Raw genomic sequence first — 17147 nt, forward strand, 5'->3', positions numbered from 1 at the left:
CATGGATTTATCAATTGGAATTGTCTATACTGGATGTGTGTGCAAATGCCCACCGGGTGGTGACACTTGCTGGGTCGAACAAAAGGAGAAAGGATGTAGGCTTGTGCAAAAGAAAATGAATTGGCAAATGCTGGCTGTCCTAGCCATTGGACTGCTATGCCTTATGCCGGAAGCAGCGCTGGCTGCCGAGCATACCCCCCTCGGGGAACGGTTGCCGGTATGGAGCATTATCCCCTTTGTGGGGATGCTCTTGTCTATCGCCCTGGCGCCGTTGATTAATGCTGAATGGTGGGAAAATAACCAGGGTAAAACGGCTATTTTTTGGTCTCTGGTCTTCTTAGTGCCCTTTACCATTGCGTATGGTCCCGGGGAAACCATTATGGAATTATTCCATTCCATTTTACTGGACTATGTTCCCTTTATTATCCTGTTATTCGGGCTTTTCTGTGCTACCGGGGGGATTGTCCTCCGGGGGAAACTGCGTGGGACCCCGAAAGTCAACGTTATTATTTTACTCATCGGTACCCTGATTGCGTCCTGGATTGGGACCACCGGGGCTGCCATGGTCCTTATCCGTCCCCTGATCCGGGCCAATAAGTGGCGGATCCGTAAAAAACATACCATTATCTTCTTTATCTTCCTGGTATGTAACATTGGTGGTTCCTTAACCCCGGTCGGTGACCCGCCCCTCTTCATGGGCTTCTTACGGGGCGTCCCCTTCTTCTGGACCCTCCAGCACCTATGGCAACCTTATGTACTGAACTCTGCCATCTTACTCTTAATCTTCTTCATTATGGACAGCCGGGCTTACAAGAAAGACTTGGCTGACTTAGGCGGTAAGATTCCCGATGACGGCGAAGAAGGCAAGTTACGCATTGAAGGCGCCCATAACTTTATTTTCTTAGGGATGATTGTCTTAGCGGTTATCCTCTCCGGCGTCTTAACTAAGCTGCCCATGTTTGCTGACCAAGCCACCGGCGAAGTCTACGGCCTGCAGCTGTATGAATACGGCGGCGAAATCGTTACCTGGACCTACCTGAGCATCCTGCGGGATGTGGTCATCCTGCTGGCTGCCTTCCTGGCTATGAAAACCTCCAGCGAAAAGGCCCGGGCCTTCAACGAATTCAGCTGGGCCCCTATTGCAGAAGTGGCCAAGCTCTTTATCGGGATTTTCATCACCATGATTCCGGCCCTGGCTATTTTAGGGGCCAGAGGGGCTTCCCTAGGTTTGGAACACCCGGCCCAGTTCTTCTGGGGCACCGGTCTGCTGTCCTCCTTCCTGGACAACACGCCGACCTATGTGGTCTTCTTCACCACCGCAGCCTCCCTTCATGCCCATGACGTGCCCGGGGTTATGACCACCCTCGGCCTCATGCCGGAACACATCTTGATGGCTATTTCGGCCGGTGCTGTCTTCATGGGGGCCAATACCTATATTGGTAATGCGCCTAACTTCATGGTCCGGTCCATTGCTGAAAACGCTGACATTAAGATGCCCTCTTTCTTTGGCTATATGGGTTGGGCCCTGGTATTCCTGATTCCGCTCTTTATCATCGATACCCTGATCTTCTTCCTGCCCTACGCTTATTAATGCCACTAAGGACAGCCGAGTGCTGTCCTTTTTTTATTGCAAGCCGGCGGCGGTCAAGGTATGATAGAGGTATAATGAATTGAGGAGGCGACAAGCTTGAAAATCCGCATGAAAAAACTAGCTGTAATAGGGCTTTTGCTAATGATGGTGCTTTCTTTGACCGCCTGTGGCGATGAGGAAAAGGGCCCCTTGGCCGCAGCCGGCAGTGGTGACCCCCTCCAGGCCGGTGATAAGGTCGATGCGGAAGCGGCCTACGAAGGCAACCGCCTCATGACCGGCGAAGGGGTGGCCGTTCGCGGGCACAAGGTCTACCTAGACGATGTGCCCCTGGCGGTCCGGGAAAAGGACCTGGCCCGGGCCCTGCCGGATAAAGAATTATTGCGCCTGGCCGCCAAGTACCGGGCCTTTCCCACAAAAGAAGACCTGAAGACCGGCTTGAGCCCGTTGGCCCAGGATGCTGATGGGACGCCTGATGCCGCCCAGGTCATCAGCCTCAATGGCCAGCTCAAGGACCTCCTGGCTGATAAGGTCGAGGCCGCCTGGCGGGCTGACCAGGGCATCATTGCAAAAATCAGACAAAAAGACCGGTCCGTAGCGGACTGGGAAGCCTTTCTGGCCAAGCAGGATGACAAGGATAAGACAGACCTGATTTTACGACGGTAATCAGACCCCACCGGGATGGCCCCGGTGGTTTTTTTCTGTTTTAGGGGCCGTCAAGCAGGAAAAAACTGAAAAGTGTGTATTGAGTAAAGGGGGGCGGACTGCTACACTGGAAGTAGATTCATGTATAAGAAATCGGTCAATGATAGGAGGAAGCATATGGATTTTAATAAGATTTTTATCGATGGCAGTTGGCAGGCAGGGGCCTCCGGCCAGTTTATCCAAGTGGAAAATCCCTGGACCCTGGAAACCGTGGCAGAAGTGCCCCGGGGCAATAAGGATGATGTAAACCAGGCCGTAGCCGCCGCTAAAAAGGCCTTCCCGGCCTGGGCCGCCAAGACCGTCCAGGAACGGGCAGATATCATCGAAGCCGGCTTGGAAAAATTCAAGGGCTACCGGGATACCCTCATTGACCTGGAAATCGATGAGTTGGGCCAGCCCCGGGAGTGGACCAGCAAGATGCACGTGGACCGGAACTTCAAGCGGATTGAAAGCTTTCTGACCATCGCCCGGTCCTATAAGACTGAAGAGGAGCTGACCCATGGCCGGATTGTCCGGGAGCCCATTGGGGTCGTTGCCCTCCTGACCCCCTGGAACTACCCCCTGGGCCAGGTGGTTCAAAAGGTCTCTCCGGCCCTCTTGGCCGGCAACACCGTGGTCTTAAAGCCCAGCCAAACCACCCCCCTGTCAGCCTACTACCTGGTCCAGGCCTTCCATGATGCCGGTCTCCCGGCCGGGGTTCTGAACCTGGTCACCGGGGCCGGTGGGGAAGTGGGCGACGCCCTGACCACCCACCCGGATGTCCGGATGGTGAGCTTTACTGGCTCCACTGCCAGTGGCCGGCAAGTTGGCCGGGATAGCCTGTCCACCATCAAAAAAATCGCCCTGGAACTGGGCGGGAAGAGCCCCCTCGTCGTCCTGCCCGGCGCCGACTATGCCGATGCAGCTAAAATCGTGGCCGGGTCCTGCTTCGCCAATAGCGGGCAAACCTGTATTGCCTACACCCGGCTCCTGGTCCCGGGAGCAGATAAAGACAAGGCCATCGCCGCCTTAAAGGAAGAAGTGAAAAACTGGCGGGCCGGGGACCCCAGAGACCCGGCATCCACCCTAGGCCCCATTGTCTCTGCTAAGCAATACGAAAAAGTCTGCGACCACATCGCCATCGCCCTGGCTGATGGTGGCCAGATGGTCATCGGCCAGGCCCCGGATAAAAGGGCCGAAAAACGCCTGGTCCAGCCCATCGTCTTTACAGACCTCCCCGCAGATGCCAAGGCCGTCCGGGAAGAAATTTTTGGCCCGGTCTTAGTCATCCAGACCTATAAGGACCAGGAAGAGGCCGTCCGGATAGCCAATGATACCTCCTACGGCCTAGCCGCCGGCGTCGTTGGCCCGGAAGAAGAAGCCATCGCCGTGGGCCGCCGCCTGGAGGCCGGTCAGGTGACCGTCAACTTCGGCACCCGGGATGTATTCGCCCCCTTCGGCGGCTACAAGGAAAGCGGCCTGGGCCGGGAAGCCGGCGTCATGGGCTATGAAGAATACCTGGAAGTCAAGTCGCTCTTTTATTAAACAATAGCCAAATCCCTCATCCGCCTGTGGTGAGGGATTTTTTTACTGCAAGGTCTTGAATTTTCAGATAACCATGCTATCATTAAAGAAGATATATTTAAAAGAGATTAAATAAACAGACATAGACTTCCTATTATACCCTATCAGGATATATTAAGGGGCTTGCGTGCGCTTATGTTTAGCTTATCGGTATTTTTTAGAACCTGCACGATGATGAAAGGAGTTAAATATGTTCAAGAAAACCCTTGCCGGGCTACTCGCCCTGGCCTTTATGGCCGCCAACTGCCTGTTACCCTTGCCTGCTCAAGCAGGAGATTCACCTGGGCAGGCAACCAAGACCTTTATTGTGCAAACTGCAGATGGCAGAGAACTGGGCCAGTTTGACCATCTCAATGAGGCTATTGGACAAGCTGAAAAAGAACCTGAAGGGACGGCCATCACCATCTTACAGACTAGGGACCACAACCAAAATATGGATAGCGGGATTTATGCCGTCAACAGGACCGAGATCACCCTCAAGCCCGCTGATGGGGTGCGCAAAACTATTATTTCCAAAGAGAGACAGAACGTCGCTTCCGTTTACTCCAAGCTAACAGTAGAAAACATTACGATTGACGGGCAGAATAAAGGGGCCGCTTTTTCTGTCATGAAAAGCGGTACACAAAAGGGGACCCTCGTCTTAAATAACTGCAGCATCCAAAACTGTCAAAATAATAATTCAAGTTCTTCTTACCATGCCGCCATTACCACAACTGGTGGCGCTACCCTTGAGATCAAGAACACCAGCTTTATAAATAATGTAAATAAAACAACGAATGGGGACACTCAACCCATAGCTGGTGCCATTTATATGAGAGACACCTCAAGCCTGACCATGACCGGTGGGTCTTTTGAGGGCAACAGTTGTCAAAAATATGGTGGAGCGATTTATTCAGGCTCTGCCTGCCAAGTGACGCTTACAGGGGTATCCTTTAAGAACAACTCAGCCAAGGATTTCGGGGGCGCTGTCTTTGCTTATGGAGAAGCGACCGTTGACCGGTGCTCTTTTGAAGGCAATAGGGCTAAAAACGGGGGTGCTATATATACTGGTAATAAGCTCACCTCAACCAACAATACCTGGCAAAAAAATACTGCTGTGAGCGGTGGCGCCATTTCTGCAAGTGGCAAGGCTGAGCTGATGGCAACAGGGGATACTTTTGCAAACAACCAGGCCACCGGCGCTAAATGGAATTATGGTGGCGCCGTTTATATGGCCTTGCCAAAAGAGGCAGGTAAGGGTACCGCCAGCTTTAACAAATGTACTTTTACAAATAACCTGGCAGGTACAAAGGATAGCTATGGCTTAGGCGGTGCCCTTTGCCGTTACACCAGCTATGATGAGCCCCCGACTGTTGCACCGGGTCAAATTACCCTGGCCGGTTGCGCCTTTACCGGTAACCAGGCCAGTGCCCAAGGTGGGGCCAGCTATTTATGTGGGGACACAGAAGTGACGGATACTGCCTTTACAGAAAATGGCTGTGGCTTTCAAGGTGGGGCCTTTTACCTCCTCTATGGGGAGAGTACCTTTAGGAGCTTGACCTTTGACCAAAATGAAGCGGTTATTTCTGGTGGCGCCATCGGTCTGTATAATGGGGCCAAACTGGCTGCAGATGGCTGTACCTTTACAGCGAATCAAACGCTGACAAAGGCTGATAATTCAGGTACAGGCGGTGCCATTTTTGTCCGGCCTGCCGCTGGCGGGTTAGACCTTAAAAATAGTGATTTGATTGGTAACTTGGCCCGTTACGGAGGCGCCCTCTACCTTGGTAAGGACGCTAGCATCGCAAATACAACTTTTAAAGGGAACAAGGCCAGCGGCAGCGATGACCTGCCGGCAGACACCACGAAAGATGGGAAAGGCGGCTATGGCGGTGCCGTCTACTGCCTAAAGGGCAGCAGCCAAATAGCAAACACAAGTTTTGAAAAGAATAGTGCTTTTAAATCCGGCGGAGCCATCGTTGTGCGGCCGGAAGCAGCGGTTCATGTTACTCAAGGCTCCAGTTTTGATGGGAATGCCTGTACTCTGGGTCAGGGTGGTGCTATCCAGGTCCACCCCTATAGCTATGAGGAACCCTGCGATACCAGTAAGTACACAAATTTAACCACTGATCAGACAACCGTTTTCAAAAACAACAAGGCGTCTGCTCTTTATGAACCGCCATCCAATTATAAGGAGTTCAACTGGCTAGGCTTTAAGCAGACGACCTTTAGTGGAAAAACCAACCCCCATGACAAGACGCAAACCATCTTGAAAAACGATGCCCTGCTGAATAACTATGACGTCAACTATAAGCACCCTGATGATAACTCTTATTATCCGGTGACCTACCAATTTGTAGCTAAGGAAACAGGGCAGACCTTGCCTGAAGCGGTTAGCCGGCTGCTCCCCGCGCCTAGTGAAGGCATGATTGGTGCCCTCATTATTCCGCCGGTCTTGGGCCAAACCAGTGTTCAAACCGGTGACGGGACTTGGACCTTTGTCGGCTGGGAACCCATTAAGGGAGAGGTTCAGAAAGATACAGGCCTGACCTTTACCGGGACCTGGGCCTTGAAAAAAGACCGCCGGTCAGGCGGTGGTGGGGCTGTTGTGAACACGCCCGATAAGCTGAATACGGAAGACCACTATGCCTATATGGCCGGCTACCCGGACCAAACCTTCGGGCCCAACCGGTCTATGAGCCGGGCAGAAGTGGCCACCATGTTTACCCGGCTCCTAAAAGACCGACCGGATAAGACCAAGACCTATCCATCTGACTTGACGGATATTGACACCAGCGCCTGGTACGCCAACCCGGTCGGTTATGCAGCTCGGGAAAACATCGTCAAGGGCTACCCGGATGGGACCTTCCGACCGGATGCCCCCATTAGTCGGGCAGAGTTTGCTGCTATTGCTAGCCGCTTTGCCGGCTTAAAAGATGGCCCGGCCCCGGCCTTTACCGACTTGTCCCCTGATCACTGGGCCTATGAGAGCATCCGCCTGGCGGCCGGTCATGGTTGGATTGCCGGCTATCCGGATAATACCTTCCGGCCTGACCAGCCGATCAGCCGGGCAGAAGTCATTGCCATAACCAACCGGGTCTTAAACCGACAGGGCGACCAGGACTGGCTCAACCGTCACCAGGAGTCCTTCGCCCCCTTTACAGACATGGGCCAGGAGGACTGGTACTACACCACCATCATGGAAGCCGTCCTCGGTCATGACTATAAGCGGCTGGAAGATGGCAAGGGTGAGCATTGGCTGAAACTGAATGACAAGACTTTTATTTGATCAGATAGTGGCATTTCTCTAGGCAGATATATTTGGCGCTACGCAGGAATTTGCGTGGCGCCTTTTATATTTGCAGTGGGCTGTCTCCACCAGCTGGAACCGTACGGTGCCTTTTCCGGATGATTTTTCCGGAAAAAGCTTGACAAGTCCCTTCCTTGTCGTTAGAATAGGTTTAAATTAAGCATCAAAGCAAACCGATGATCAAGAAGAGTAACCAATCAACCGAGCTTTCAGAGAGTTGCCGATGGTGGGATGGCAGCAGTGACGGGGTTGCGTGAATGGGCTTGAGAGGGTGGCGGCAAAAATAAGAGTAGTCGCTAACGGAGTGTCCACCGTTATCAGGGACAGGCATATGATGGTATGCTGATCGAGTGGGTCTTTTGACCAAGCCGGGTGGTACCGCAGAAGCGTTCGCTTTTGTCCCAGTAGGGACAGGGGCGTATTTTTTTTGCCTTGAATAGGTCATTGGTGAAAGGATGAAGAAGATGCACGAACAAGTTACTTTTTCAAATTACAGTATCGGCGAGGCGGTTTATGATGATGTCGTCAGCCTTTGCCGACCGGTGGGTCAGCGGATTGCCCTTATTGTTGGCGACCATGGCTTTCCGGCTTTAAAAGATAAACTCATGCCAGTTTTAGATGAGGCCGGCTTTATAACAGGCGACCCCATCCATTATGGCGGCGTGGCCTCCCATGAGGCGGTTGACCGCTTAGCCGGTCTGGAGGCGGTCCGGGCAGCGGACATGATCTTCGGTATTGGCGGGGGCCATGTCCTGGATACGGCCAAGTGCCTGGCCGACCGCCTGGCCAAGCCGGTCTTTACCTTTCCGACCATTGCCTCTAACTGTGCAGCGGCTACGGCGGTATCCATTATGTACCAGCCGGACGGCAGGGTCGCAGGCCCGGCCTTTCTCAAGGAGGCCCCCAGGCACGTCTTTATTGATGAGGAGGTCCTCTTACAAGCCCCGCGGATTTACATCTACGCCGGCATTGGCGATACCTATGCCAAGTACTATGAGGTGACCATTAATTGCCGGCAGGAGGCTCTGACCTTCCCCCTTAGCCTGGGTGAGCACATCAGCGGGGCCTGCGCCTCGGCCATGCAGGCCCATGCCGTAGGGGCTATGCAGGCAGTCGATGAAGGCCGGCTGAACGATGACTTCCGGCAAACCGTCCTCACTATTTTAATTACCACAGCGATGGTTTCTATCCTGGTGACCCTGGACCACAGCCCGGATTATAACTCCGGCCTGGCCCACGCCATCTACTACGCCCTGACCGGGGTCAAGGACTTTGACCACGAGGCCCATCCCCATGGGGAAGTGGTTGGCTTCGGGGTGACGGTCCTCCTCCTGGTCGACCGATGGCGGGAGGCCTACCGGGACGTGATGGCCTTGAACAAGGCCCTGGGCTACCCGGTGGTACCGGAGGACCTGGGCCTAACCATGGCAGATATCCGGGCCATTTATCCGGCCATCCTCCAGGCCTCGGATATCCGCCACAACCCCTACCCAATTACTGAAGATATGCTGGATGCGGCCTTTGCCGCCTTATACGATGAAAAGAGAGAGGAAAAATAATCATGAAAACCTTTAAAAAAATAACTGCTGCCCTGTCTATCCTAGCCCTGACCCTCAGCCTGACCGCCTGTGGCGGCGGAGGCGGGGCGGACAGCTCTTCTGCACCGGCAGCCTCTGCTGACCAAGGCGACAAACAATATAAGATTGGGATTATTCAGCTGGTGGAAAATGGGGCCTTTGACGACATGAAAAAGGGCTTCAAGGCTGAAATGGAGAAAGAATACGGGGCCGGTAACGTTGAATTCGTTGAAAAATCCGCCCAGGGGGATGCTTCTAACATGAACACCATCGCCCAGGAAATGGCCGGTGGCTCTTACGACCTGGTCGCCACCATCGCAACCCCAGCCAGCCAGGCCTATGTCAACCAAAAGTCTGATACCCCTCAGGTCTTTATTGCTGTTTCCCAGCCGGTCAAGGCCGGGCTCTTGGCCAGCATGGAAAAACCGGATAAAAACGCCACCGGGACTCAAAACCCCATTCCTGTAGAAGGGATCTTCAACCTGGCCAAGGCATTAAAGCCGGAAATTGAAACTGTTGGCATCCTTTACAGCGCCAATGAAGTCAACTCCAATGCCACTGCTAAAGACGCCAAGGCCCAACTGGAAAAAATGGGCTTAAAGGCTGTCGAACGGACCGTTTCCAACTCCAGTGAAGTGAAGCAAACCGCTGATTCTATGGCCGCCGAAGTGGATGCCATCTTCGTGCCCAATGATAGCCTCATTCAAGATGCCATTGCCCTCGTTGTCGATGCCACCACCGCCCACAAGATTCCTATCCTGGGGAGCTCCAAGGTCATGGTCGATGCCGGTGCCCTCCTGTCAGTTGCCATTGATGACGTAGACACCGGGGCCCAAAGTGCCCGCCTGGCCATTGAGGTCTTAAATGGGAAAGCCGTTGCCGATGTCCCGGCCATTGCCATTGCCGGTGACATGGTCGACATCAACATGGCCACTGCAGAAAAATTAGGCATCACTGTACCCCAGGATGTCCAGGATAAAGCCCATTCCTTAGTGAAGTAGGAGGAATTCATGTCATTACTTGTCGGCTCCATTGAGCTGGGTATTATCTATGCCCTGCTCGTTTTGGGGATCTATATCAGCTTCCGCATTTTAGATGTACCTGACTTAACGGCCGATGGCAGCTTTACCTTCGGGATGGCTGTCATGGCCATGAGCGTAACCGCCGGCCACCCCTACCTGGGGGTCTTCATCTCCCTGGGGGCCGGGGCCCTGGCCGGCCTGGTGACCGCTCTCTTGCAAACCCAAATGAAAATCCAGCCGATCTTGGCCGGGATTTTAACCATGACGGGCCTGTATTCCATTAACCTCATGGTGATGAAGGGGACCAGTAACGTGGCCCTCCTGGATACGCCGACCCTCTTTTCCGCCTTTAGCCAGGTCATTAGCCATGAAGTCACCCGGAAGGTCCTTTATTCCGCCCTGATTGTCCTGGTGGTGATCATCCTCCTGGATATTTTCTTCAAGACGAACTTTGGCCTATGCATCCGGGCCATTGGGGACAATGAAAAGATGGCCCGGGCCTCTTCCATGAACGTGAACATGTACAAGATCACCGCCTTTATGATTTCCAACGCCCTCATCGGCCTGTCCGGCGGCCTCATCGCCTGCGACCAGGGCTTTGCCGATATGAACAGCGGGGTTGGGATGCTGGTTGTCGGCCTGGCGGCGGTCATCATCGGGGAAGCGGTCGTCCGCAAAAGAGGCGTCTTCTTCGGCCTGATCAGCTGCCTGGTCGGGAGCATCGCCTACCGGATTATCCTGGCCATTGCCATAAAAAGCGACTTCTTCCCGGCCTATGCCATGAAGCTGATTTCAGCTGTCGTGGTGGTCCTGGCTCTGGCCCTGCCGGCTTGGCAGAACTACCGGGCCAATCAGAAGTTACGGAAAGGAGACCCCCATGCTGGTATTGAATGATATATATAAGTCCTTTCCGAAGGCAGACGGCAACCCCATCCAGGTCTTACGGGGCCTGGATCTGACCGTCGAGACCGGGGAATTTGTCACTGTCCTGGGGAATAACGGGGCCGGGAAGTCGACCCTCTTCAATATTATCGGTGGCGCCCTCTGGCCCAACCGGGGGAAAATCACCCTCAATGACCGGGATATCACCTTCCTGCCCGAGCATAAGCGGTCTCACTTTATTGGCCGGGTCTTTCAAAATCCCCAAATGGGGACGGCCCCCAACCTGACGGTGGCAGAAAACCTGGCCCTGGCCTATGGCCGACAGAACCGGAAACTCTTTAACCGGGCCATCACCAAGGACCTCCGGCGGATTTTTGCCGAGAAGCTCAGTGAGGCCGGCATGGGCCTGGAAGACAAGCTGGACAACCGGATGAACGAACTCTCCGGCGGTCAGAGCCAGGTGGTGGCCCTCATTATGAGCACCCTCCGCCCGCCCCAGCTCCTGCTCCTGGACGAGCACACCGCTGCCCTGGACCCCCAGATTGCCAAAGATGTCCTGGACTTTACCTGCCGGCTGGCTGAGCGGGACAAGCTGACAGTCATTATGATTACCCATAACCTCCAGGATGCCATTGATATCGGCGACCGGCTGATTATGCTGGATAAGGGGAAAATTGCCCATATCTTCGCTGCTGAAGAAAAGAAGGCCCTAGTCCCCGATGACCTTCGCAAGCTCTACCATATTCCTTAAAACGAAAAGCGCCTTCCAAAAGGAGGGCGCTTTTTTGATGACCGGGCGGGGCCCGGATGGTTTGTGGTCAAACTAACTCAAAAGGTTGGTCCTGGCCTGCTCAGCGGCCTGGCGGAGGGCCTGGCGCAAGTGGCTGGTCAGGTCTTCAGCCAGGTGCCGGGCTGTCTCCGCCTGGGGAGCGGTGGCATAGATCTGAGCCTGGAGCCGGCGGCCGGCGGGGTCAGCGGCCAGGCTGATGTGGCTGCCCCCGGGGAAAACATACTGGAGCAGGGGGGTTGGGGCCAGCCAGAAGGTCCCCCGGCGGTAGTCTAAGACTAGGCGGACAGGCCGGCCGAAAACCTCCTGGGCCGGCATATCGGCTAGGGCGGCCAGGGTTTGGTCACTCAGGTTCTTGGGGAGGGCCATGGCCGGTTCATAGTCGAAGTGACGGTCTGTCCAGTAGCCGTAGTGGGCGTAGAGGAGGTCCAGCTGGTCCACCAGAGTTCGGCCGAAGGCCTTTAAACGCCGGGCGACCAGGGCCAGGGCGACCGCTGCAAAGACAGCGTCCCCTTCCCGGTTTAAGTTGCCGCCGACCAGGGCCCCATCGTCATAGGCCAAAAAGAGCCTGCCCCCGTCGGCGACGATGTCCCGACAGCCCTGGCCAATGCCGGCCAGGCCCTGGGGCAGGTCCCGGACCTGGAAGCGGCGGTTGAGGGCCAGCCGCTTGGGGAAGGGCGACCCGGCCAGGGGGGCCAAGATCACCCCGTTGGTCGGCTGGGGAAGGAGCTGGGGCAGTTGGTCGATGAGGAGGGCGGTGATTTGTGCCGGCGTCAGAAGGACGTAGTCGCCCTTGTGACGGACGGCGCAGCCAATCCGCCGGGCTGGTGGATCGCTGGCTAAGATCAGGTCTGTGCCCATGACATAGCCTAGCCGACAGGCCTCATCCAGGGCCTGGGCATCGCTGGGATTGGGCCGGGTCAGGTCGGGAAAGGTCCCGTCCGGTTGGGCCTGGCTTTCCACTTCCCGGAAGTCGTTAAAGCCGCATTCGGCCAGGGCATCGGGAATAAAGTTGCCCCCGGCCCCATGGAGGGCGGTATAAATAATCGAGAGGGGGCCGTCATCCTTCTGCCGGTCCTTGAGAAGCCCTTCGCCATAGAGGAGGTCGGCCAGGTAGAGGTCCCCCATATGGGGATCGACGACCTGCATTTGACCGGCCAGGTCAGCTGAGGTCAAGTCATCGATGGGCTTGGGGTCCTGGCTATTTAAGAAGGTCTGGTAGCGGTAGGCCAGGTCTTCGTCGTCATTGGTATTCAAGGGGGCCCCTTGGGCGGTGTAGCAGGTGATTCCGTTCCAGTCGGCCGGGGCCGCATCGGCGCCGATGTAAATCCCCCCATCGGCCCGGGCATAGCGGATGGCCCAGGATAGGACCGCAGCCGGGATGGGGTCCTGCCAGATGGCTACATGGTGGCCATAGGCGCAGAGCTGGCGGGCGATGATTTCTATAAAGGCATCGGTGTGGAGTCGGACCTCTCCGCCTAAAATGAGGAGCCCCTTGTCGATGCCTTTATCGACCAGTTGGGTGGCTATGGTGGCGGCCAGCCAGCGGGCGGTGCGGTCATTCATATGGGCGGGGCCGTCTCCCAGCTTACCGATTAACCGTCCGCCCTTTAAGGTCAGGGGTTCCCCAAAGGCCCGTAAAAAGGCCTCTTTGTTATCGGCCAGCCGGTAGAGGCGGCGCCGCTCCTGCATGGAGAGGGAGTCATCAGATAGCCAGCGTTGGAAACGATCATCGGCGCGCATCAAATCATCCTTTCTCTGGAGGGTAGAGGGCCTTGCTGAGCTGGGCGAATTCATTGACGGACAGGGTCTCGGCCCGGCGGGTCGGGTCGATGGCACAGGCCGCCAGAGCTCGGTCCAGGTGGTCGGCTGCCAGGCTGGTGGCCTTGAGGCTATTGCGGAGGGTCTTGCGCCGCTGGCTAAAGGCGGCCCGGACCGTTTGCCGGAAGGCGGTCGGGTCGGTAGGTATTTCCGGGGGCCGACGCTTGAGCCGGACCACCGTGGAATCCACTTCCGGCGGTGGGGTAAAGGCCTTCCGGCCCACCTGGAGGGCCAGGTCCACCTGACAGCGGTATTGGACGGCTACCGTCACCGCCCCGTAGCTTTTACTGCCCGGCTGTGCAGCCAGGCGGTCAGCGACTTCCTTTTGGACCATAAAGATCATATCTTCAGCCCCCTGGTTCTCTTCGACAGCCTGCATGAGGAGGGGGGTGGTTATGTAATAGGGTAAATTGGCCACAATGGCGTACTGGCTGGCGCCCAAGTCGGCCATGTAGGCGTCAAAGTCCAACTTTCGGGCATCGGCAAAGGCCAGGTGGACATGGTCACAGCCAGCCAGGTTAGCTTCCAAGAGCGGGGCCAGGTCCCGGTCAATTTCCAGGGCAGCGACCAGGGGGAAGCGGTTGGCCAGGGCCCGGGTCAGGGCCCCGGCGCCGGCGCCGATTTCCAAAGCGGCCGGACCCGGCGGGCAAAGACGGGCGATTTTATCTAATAAGGCCGGGTCAGTGAGAAAGTTTTGGCCGAATTTTTTCTTATGACGGAAAGAACGTTGCATCAAGGCTGCCTCCTTAGTTGTTAGGGTGTATATAGCTGAGGGCCTGGGCCGGGGTCAGGTCCAGGGCATTTAAGTAGGCCGCCAGCTGGGGGGCCGTTGCCTGGGGCAGGCCCAGGGCGTCGGTGAGGGCCTGGCGGTTCCGGGCCCCGGTTGGGCCACCGCCAAAGCCGGCCTGGATCAACTCGCTTAGGGTATCCGCCGGCGGGGCCGGTCGGCACCGGCAGCCGGCTGCCAATAGGGCTTTCCGGATGGCGGCCGGGTCGGCAAATTGGATGCCCAGCCGGCCCCTGGGCCCCCGGCAGGCCTTGGTTGGTAACTGGGCCTGGAGGGCGGTGGGGTAGGCGGCGGTGATCTTGGTCCGGAGTCGGTCACCGGGGCCATCGGGATCGGTTAAAATGACCAGGCCCCCGTGGGCAGCAAAGGGGGCCCAGCCGGTCAGGTCGGCCCGCAGGCCATTTAGGCCCCGGGTTTTAAAAACGAGGGCGGCCACCGCCTGCAAAACAGCCTGCTGGTCCCGGTTACCCTCAACAATGATGGTTTCTCTTATGTATAGCATAGGCCCTCCCCTCTCCAGTATAGCTATTGGGGGCTTTCTCTTCAACGGCAGAGACAAAAAAAGACCCGCAAAGGGTCTTTATGGCAGTTGGCAGTACCTGTCGGCATAGTAGATGGATGACAGCGGTTCTTGCCATACTGCTACTTTATAGCATAGCTAATAATCGGAGAAAAAGAAAGAGTAAAAGTGAAAATGGTCTATTGAATTCATCAATAGGTCTTATCTTTTTCAACGGCCCCTCGTCACTAGGTCCTTTTATTGGCCTGCCGGTCATGATACAATAGGTTATAGTCTATATATTCTAACAACAAGGAGGCAAGACAATGCGTTATGATATCGTAGTGATTGGTGGCGGCCCGGGCGGGTATGATTGTGCCCTGGACCTGGCAGCTGGCGGCAAGAAAGTGGCTCTCGTTGAGAAAAGCGGTTTAGGGGGCACTTGCCTGCAGCGGGGTTGCGTACCGACCAAAACCTTGCTCCACGAAGCGGCCAAGGGTATTAAGGATGGCCCTGCTTTAAATAGTCGCAAATCAGCCGTAACAGCCCAGCAGGAAAAGGGCATCGCCGGCCTTTTAAAACGGGCCAAGGTAGACGTTTTTGAGGACCAGGCCCGCCTCCTGGCCGGCCCCCAGGTGGCCCTGGCCGGTGGTGACACCCTGGATACAGAAAAGGTCATCCTGGCCGTTGGGGCCAAGCCTCGCCGCCTGCCCATTCCCGGCGCCGACTTGCCCGGGGTGGTGACCTCTGATGAAATGTTGGTCGTCGATGACCAAATCCCCGCCCGACTGGTCATTATTGGCGGTGGGGTCATTGGGGTGGAAATGGCTGCCCTATACCAGGCCCTGGGGACAGACGTCACCGTCCTGGAGGCCCTGCCCCAGTTACTCAACAATATGGATAAGGAAATCGGCCGGAGCCTGGCCGCTCAATTTAAACAAATGGGGATTAAAGCCGTCACCGGGGCCGGGGTCCAGGCCATTGAAGCCGCTGACGGGGCCCTGGCGGTGACCTACGAAGCCAAGGGAAAGAGCGAAACCATCCCGGCTGATAAGGTCCTGATGGCAGCCGGTCGTCAGCCGGCCACCGATGACCTTTTTGCCGAAGATTACCAGCCGGAGATGAACCGGGGCTTTGTCCTGGTGGATGAGACCTATGCCACCAGTCTAACCAATGTCTACGCCATCGGCGATGTCATTGGCGGCATCCAGTTGGCCCATAAGGCCACAGCAGATGGCCGTGCCTTGGCGGCCCGCCTCCTCGGTGAAGACGCCCGGCCGGTCGACCACATCCCTGCCTGCGTCTATACCCTGCCTGAAATTGCCACCGTTGGCCTGGATGAAGGCCAGGCCAAGGAAGCCGGCTATGACCCGGTGGTTGGCAAGGCTGTCATGGGCGGGAATGCCAAGACCGTCATCGATGAACTCCCTCGGAGTTTTATGAAGCTGGTCTTCAACAAGGAAGACGGCATCCTGCTCGGTGCCCAGCTTTATTGCGGCCGGGCCAGTGACCTGATCACCGCCTGTGCCTTTGCCCTCCGGGGGCAGCTGACAGCCAAGGATATCGCAACGACGGTCCTTCCCCATCCCAGCTACGGGGAAGCCTTTATTGATGCCGCCCTGGCAGCCTTGGCCAGCATGAAAGGACGATGAAGAGATTGCCAATCGATAGTCAAGAACCATTTCCCCTAGCGGCTGACCAGTGGCGGGCAGATGAGCCTATGGCCAAGCACACCACCTTTCAAATCGGTGGTCCGGCCGACCTCATGGCCTGGCCGGCCGGCCCGGAAGACCTGGCCCTGGTCTTAGCCTGGGCCAGAAAGGAAGGGGTACCGGTTTTTATCCTGGGTCTGGGGTCTAACCTCCTGGTTAGCGACCGGGGCATGGACGGCCTGGTCATCAATATGGCCCGATTCAACCAGCTGACCTGGCCGGAGGGAACCCTCTGCCTGGCTGCCGCCGGCCTTCCCCTGGCCGAAGTCAGCCAGGCGGCCCAGGCCAAGGGGATGACCGGCCTGGAATTTGCCTGTGGTATTCCCGGCAGCCTGGGGGGCGCCGTCTTTATGAATGCCGGCGCCTATGACGGGGAAATGCGGGATGTCATTGAATGGGTTGAGGTCATGGATGGCCAGGGGCGGGTTCGCCGCCTGACCAATGAAGAAATGGCCTTTGCCTACCGGCACAGCCGGCTCAAGGAAGAGCCCCTGTATTGCCTGGCTGCCGCCCTCCGGCTCAAGCCCGGCGACCCGGCGGATATCGCCCTCCGGATGGCCGAGCTCACCCACAAAAGAGAGAGCCGCCAACCTCTGGACATGCCCTCTGCCGGTAGCGTCTTTAAGCGGCCACCCGGCCACTTTGCCGGCCCCCTCATTATCGAAAGCGGCCTCCAGGGCTACACCCTCGGCGGGGCCCAGGTATCTATGAAGCACGCCGGCTTTATTGTGAACATCGGCGGGGCCACCGCCCAGGACGTTTTGGATTTAATTAGCCATATCCAGCAGGTGGTCGCTGAAAAAACCGGCATTACCCTGGAAACCGAGGTCCGGCCGGTCGGTCGTCCCATGGATGGAGCCCCCTCAACAAAAAAATAAAAAAACAGCTTTTGGCCCTTTACAGGGGTAAGCATAT

At 56.4% G+C, this 17147-nt stretch carries 13 protein-coding genes and 1 other annotated feature; of the genes, 10 read left to right on the forward strand and 3 right to left on the reverse strand.

The window, feature by feature from the left end; all coding sequences use genetic code 11:
- The first annotated feature begins 103 nt into the window (after positions 1 to 103).
- The 8 genes from ACKQTC_RS03285 to ACKQTC_RS03320 all read left to right on the forward strand — a co-directional run bounded on the left by ACKQTC_RS03285 (position 104) and on the right by ACKQTC_RS03320 (position 11377).
- A complete protein-coding gene (locus tag ACKQTC_RS03285; RefSeq protein ID WP_408977001.1) occupies positions 104 to 1591 on the forward strand; it encodes a sodium:proton antiporter in 1488 nt (495 codons plus the stop codon).
- 141 nt (positions 1592 to 1732) lie between these two features.
- Positions 1733 to 2254 (forward strand): hypothetical protein, encoded by a 522-nt coding sequence (locus ACKQTC_RS03290; RefSeq protein ID WP_408977002.1) that lies wholly within the window; start codon positions 1733 to 1735, stop codon positions 2252 to 2254.
- Between the two features lie 156 nt (positions 2255 to 2410).
- Positions 2411 to 3817: an aldehyde dehydrogenase family protein gene (locus ACKQTC_RS03295; protein ID WP_408977003.1), complete on the forward strand. Its 1407-nt coding sequence runs from the start codon at positions 2411 to 2413 to the stop codon at positions 3815 to 3817.
- Positions 3818 to 4046: 229 nt separating this feature from the next.
- A complete protein-coding gene (locus tag ACKQTC_RS03300; RefSeq protein WP_408977004.1) occupies positions 4047 to 7124 on the forward strand; it encodes an S-layer homology domain-containing protein in 3078 nt (1025 codons plus the stop codon).
- Between the two features lie 188 nt (positions 7125 to 7312).
- Positions 7313 to 7552, forward strand: a binding site (T-box leader).
- A 57-nt stretch (positions 7553 to 7609) separates the two neighbouring features.
- Complete coding sequence (locus tag ACKQTC_RS03305; protein ID WP_408977005.1) at positions 7610 to 8704, forward strand: iron-containing alcohol dehydrogenase family protein; 1095 nt, start codon at positions 7610 to 7612, stop codon at positions 8702 to 8704.
- A 2-nt stretch (positions 8705 to 8706) separates the two neighbouring features.
- Positions 8707 to 9723, forward strand: coding sequence for an ABC transporter substrate-binding protein (locus ACKQTC_RS03310; RefSeq protein WP_408977006.1), 1017 nt, complete (start codon positions 8707 to 8709; stop codon positions 9721 to 9723).
- 9 nt (positions 9724 to 9732) lie between these two features.
- Positions 9733 to 10638, forward strand: a complete 906-nt coding sequence (locus ACKQTC_RS03315; protein WP_408977007.1) for an ABC transporter permease — start codon at positions 9733 to 9735, stop codon at positions 10636 to 10638.
- Positions 10622 to 11377, forward strand: coding sequence for an ABC transporter ATP-binding protein (locus tag ACKQTC_RS03320; protein ID WP_408977008.1), 756 nt, complete (start codon positions 10622 to 10624; stop codon positions 11375 to 11377). Before ACKQTC_RS03315 ends, ACKQTC_RS03320 begins: the two co-directional genes overlap by 17 nt.
- 72 nt (positions 11378 to 11449) lie before the next feature.
- Here the strand turns inward: ACKQTC_RS03320 and ACKQTC_RS03325 are convergent, their stop codons facing one another.
- The 3 genes from ACKQTC_RS03325 to ACKQTC_RS03335 are packed head-to-tail and all read right to left on the reverse strand — an operon-like array spanning position 11450 to position 14523.
- Complete coding sequence (locus ACKQTC_RS03325; RefSeq protein ID WP_408977009.1) at positions 11450 to 13156, reverse strand: phosphohexomutase domain-containing protein; 1707 nt, start codon at positions 13154 to 13156, stop codon at positions 11450 to 11452.
- Between the two features lie 4 nt (positions 13157 to 13160).
- Positions 13161 to 13967 carry a 16S rRNA (adenine(1518)-N(6)/adenine(1519)-N(6))-dimethyltransferase RsmA gene (rsmA, locus tag ACKQTC_RS03330; protein WP_408977115.1) on the reverse strand — a complete coding sequence of 269 codons (807 nt, stop codon included), beginning with the start codon at positions 13965 to 13967 and terminating at the stop codon, positions 13161 to 13163.
- Positions 13968 to 13980: 13 nt separating this feature from the next.
- Positions 13981 to 14523, reverse strand: a complete 543-nt coding sequence (locus tag ACKQTC_RS03335; protein WP_408977010.1) for a toprim domain-containing protein — start codon at positions 14521 to 14523, stop codon at positions 13981 to 13983.
- Between the two features lie 323 nt (positions 14524 to 14846).
- Between ACKQTC_RS03335 and ACKQTC_RS03340 the strand changes: the two genes are divergently transcribed.
- Both ACKQTC_RS03340 and murB read left to right on the forward strand, forming a co-directional pair.
- Positions 14847 to 16172 (forward strand): dihydrolipoyl dehydrogenase family protein, encoded by a 1326-nt coding sequence (locus ACKQTC_RS03340; protein WP_408977011.1) that lies wholly within the window; start codon positions 14847 to 14849, stop codon positions 16170 to 16172.
- Positions 16169 to 17110: a UDP-N-acetylmuramate dehydrogenase gene (murB, locus tag ACKQTC_RS03345; RefSeq protein ID WP_408977012.1), complete on the forward strand. Its 942-nt coding sequence runs from the start codon at positions 16169 to 16171 to the stop codon at positions 17108 to 17110. Before ACKQTC_RS03340 ends, murB begins: the two co-directional genes overlap by 4 nt.
- Positions 17111 to 17147: the final 37 nt, after the last annotated feature.

The organism is Peptococcus simiae (assembly GCF_046097595.1).
GTDB classification, from domain to species: domain Bacteria; phylum Bacillota; class Peptococcia; order Peptococcales; family Peptococcaceae; genus Peptococcus; species Peptococcus simiae.

What these genes read in the sequence shown, in the direction of transcription:
- ACKQTC_RS03320 (WP_408977008.1), top strand. Translation starts at nt 10,622, where the DNA reads ATGCTGGTATTGAATGATATATATAAGTCCTTTCCGAAGGCAGACGGC.
- ACKQTC_RS03315 (WP_408977007.1), top strand. Translation starts at nt 9,733, where the DNA reads ATGTCATTACTTGTCGGCTCCATTGAGCTGGGTATTATCTATGCCCTG.
- ACKQTC_RS03295 (WP_408977003.1), top strand. Translation starts at nt 2,411, where the DNA reads ATGGATTTTAATAAGATTTTTATCGATGGCAGTTGGCAGGCAGGGGCC.
- ACKQTC_RS03290 (WP_408977002.1), top strand. Translation starts at nt 1,733, where the DNA reads ATGATGGTGCTTTCTTTGACCGCCTGTGGCGATGAGGAAAAGGGCCCC.
- ACKQTC_RS03300 (WP_408977004.1), top strand. Translation starts at nt 4,047, where the DNA reads ATGTTCAAGAAAACCCTTGCCGGGCTACTCGCCCTGGCCTTTATGGCC.
- murB (WP_408977012.1), top strand. Translation starts at nt 16,169, where the DNA reads ATGAAGAGATTGCCAATCGATAGTCAAGAACCATTTCCCCTAGCGGCT.
- ACKQTC_RS03335 (WP_408977010.1), bottom strand. Translation starts at nt 14,523, where the DNA reads ATGCTATACATAAGAGAAACCATCATTGTTGAGGGTAACCGGGACCAG.
- ACKQTC_RS03310 (WP_408977006.1), top strand. Translation starts at nt 8,707, where the DNA reads ATGAAAACCTTTAAAAAAATAACTGCTGCCCTGTCTATCCTAGCCCTG.
- ACKQTC_RS03305 (WP_408977005.1), top strand. Translation starts at nt 7,610, where the DNA reads ATGCACGAACAAGTTACTTTTTCAAATTACAGTATCGGCGAGGCGGTT.
- ACKQTC_RS03325 (WP_408977009.1), bottom strand. Translation starts at nt 13,156, where the DNA reads ATGCGCGCCGATGATCGTTTCCAACGCTGGCTATCTGATGACTCCCTC.
- rsmA (WP_408977115.1), bottom strand. Translation starts at nt 13,967, where the DNA reads ATGCAACGTTCTTTCCGTCATAAGAAAAAATTCGGCCAAAACTTTCTC.
- ACKQTC_RS03340 (WP_408977011.1), top strand. Translation starts at nt 14,847, where the DNA reads ATGCGTTATGATATCGTAGTGATTGGTGGCGGCCCGGGCGGGTATGAT.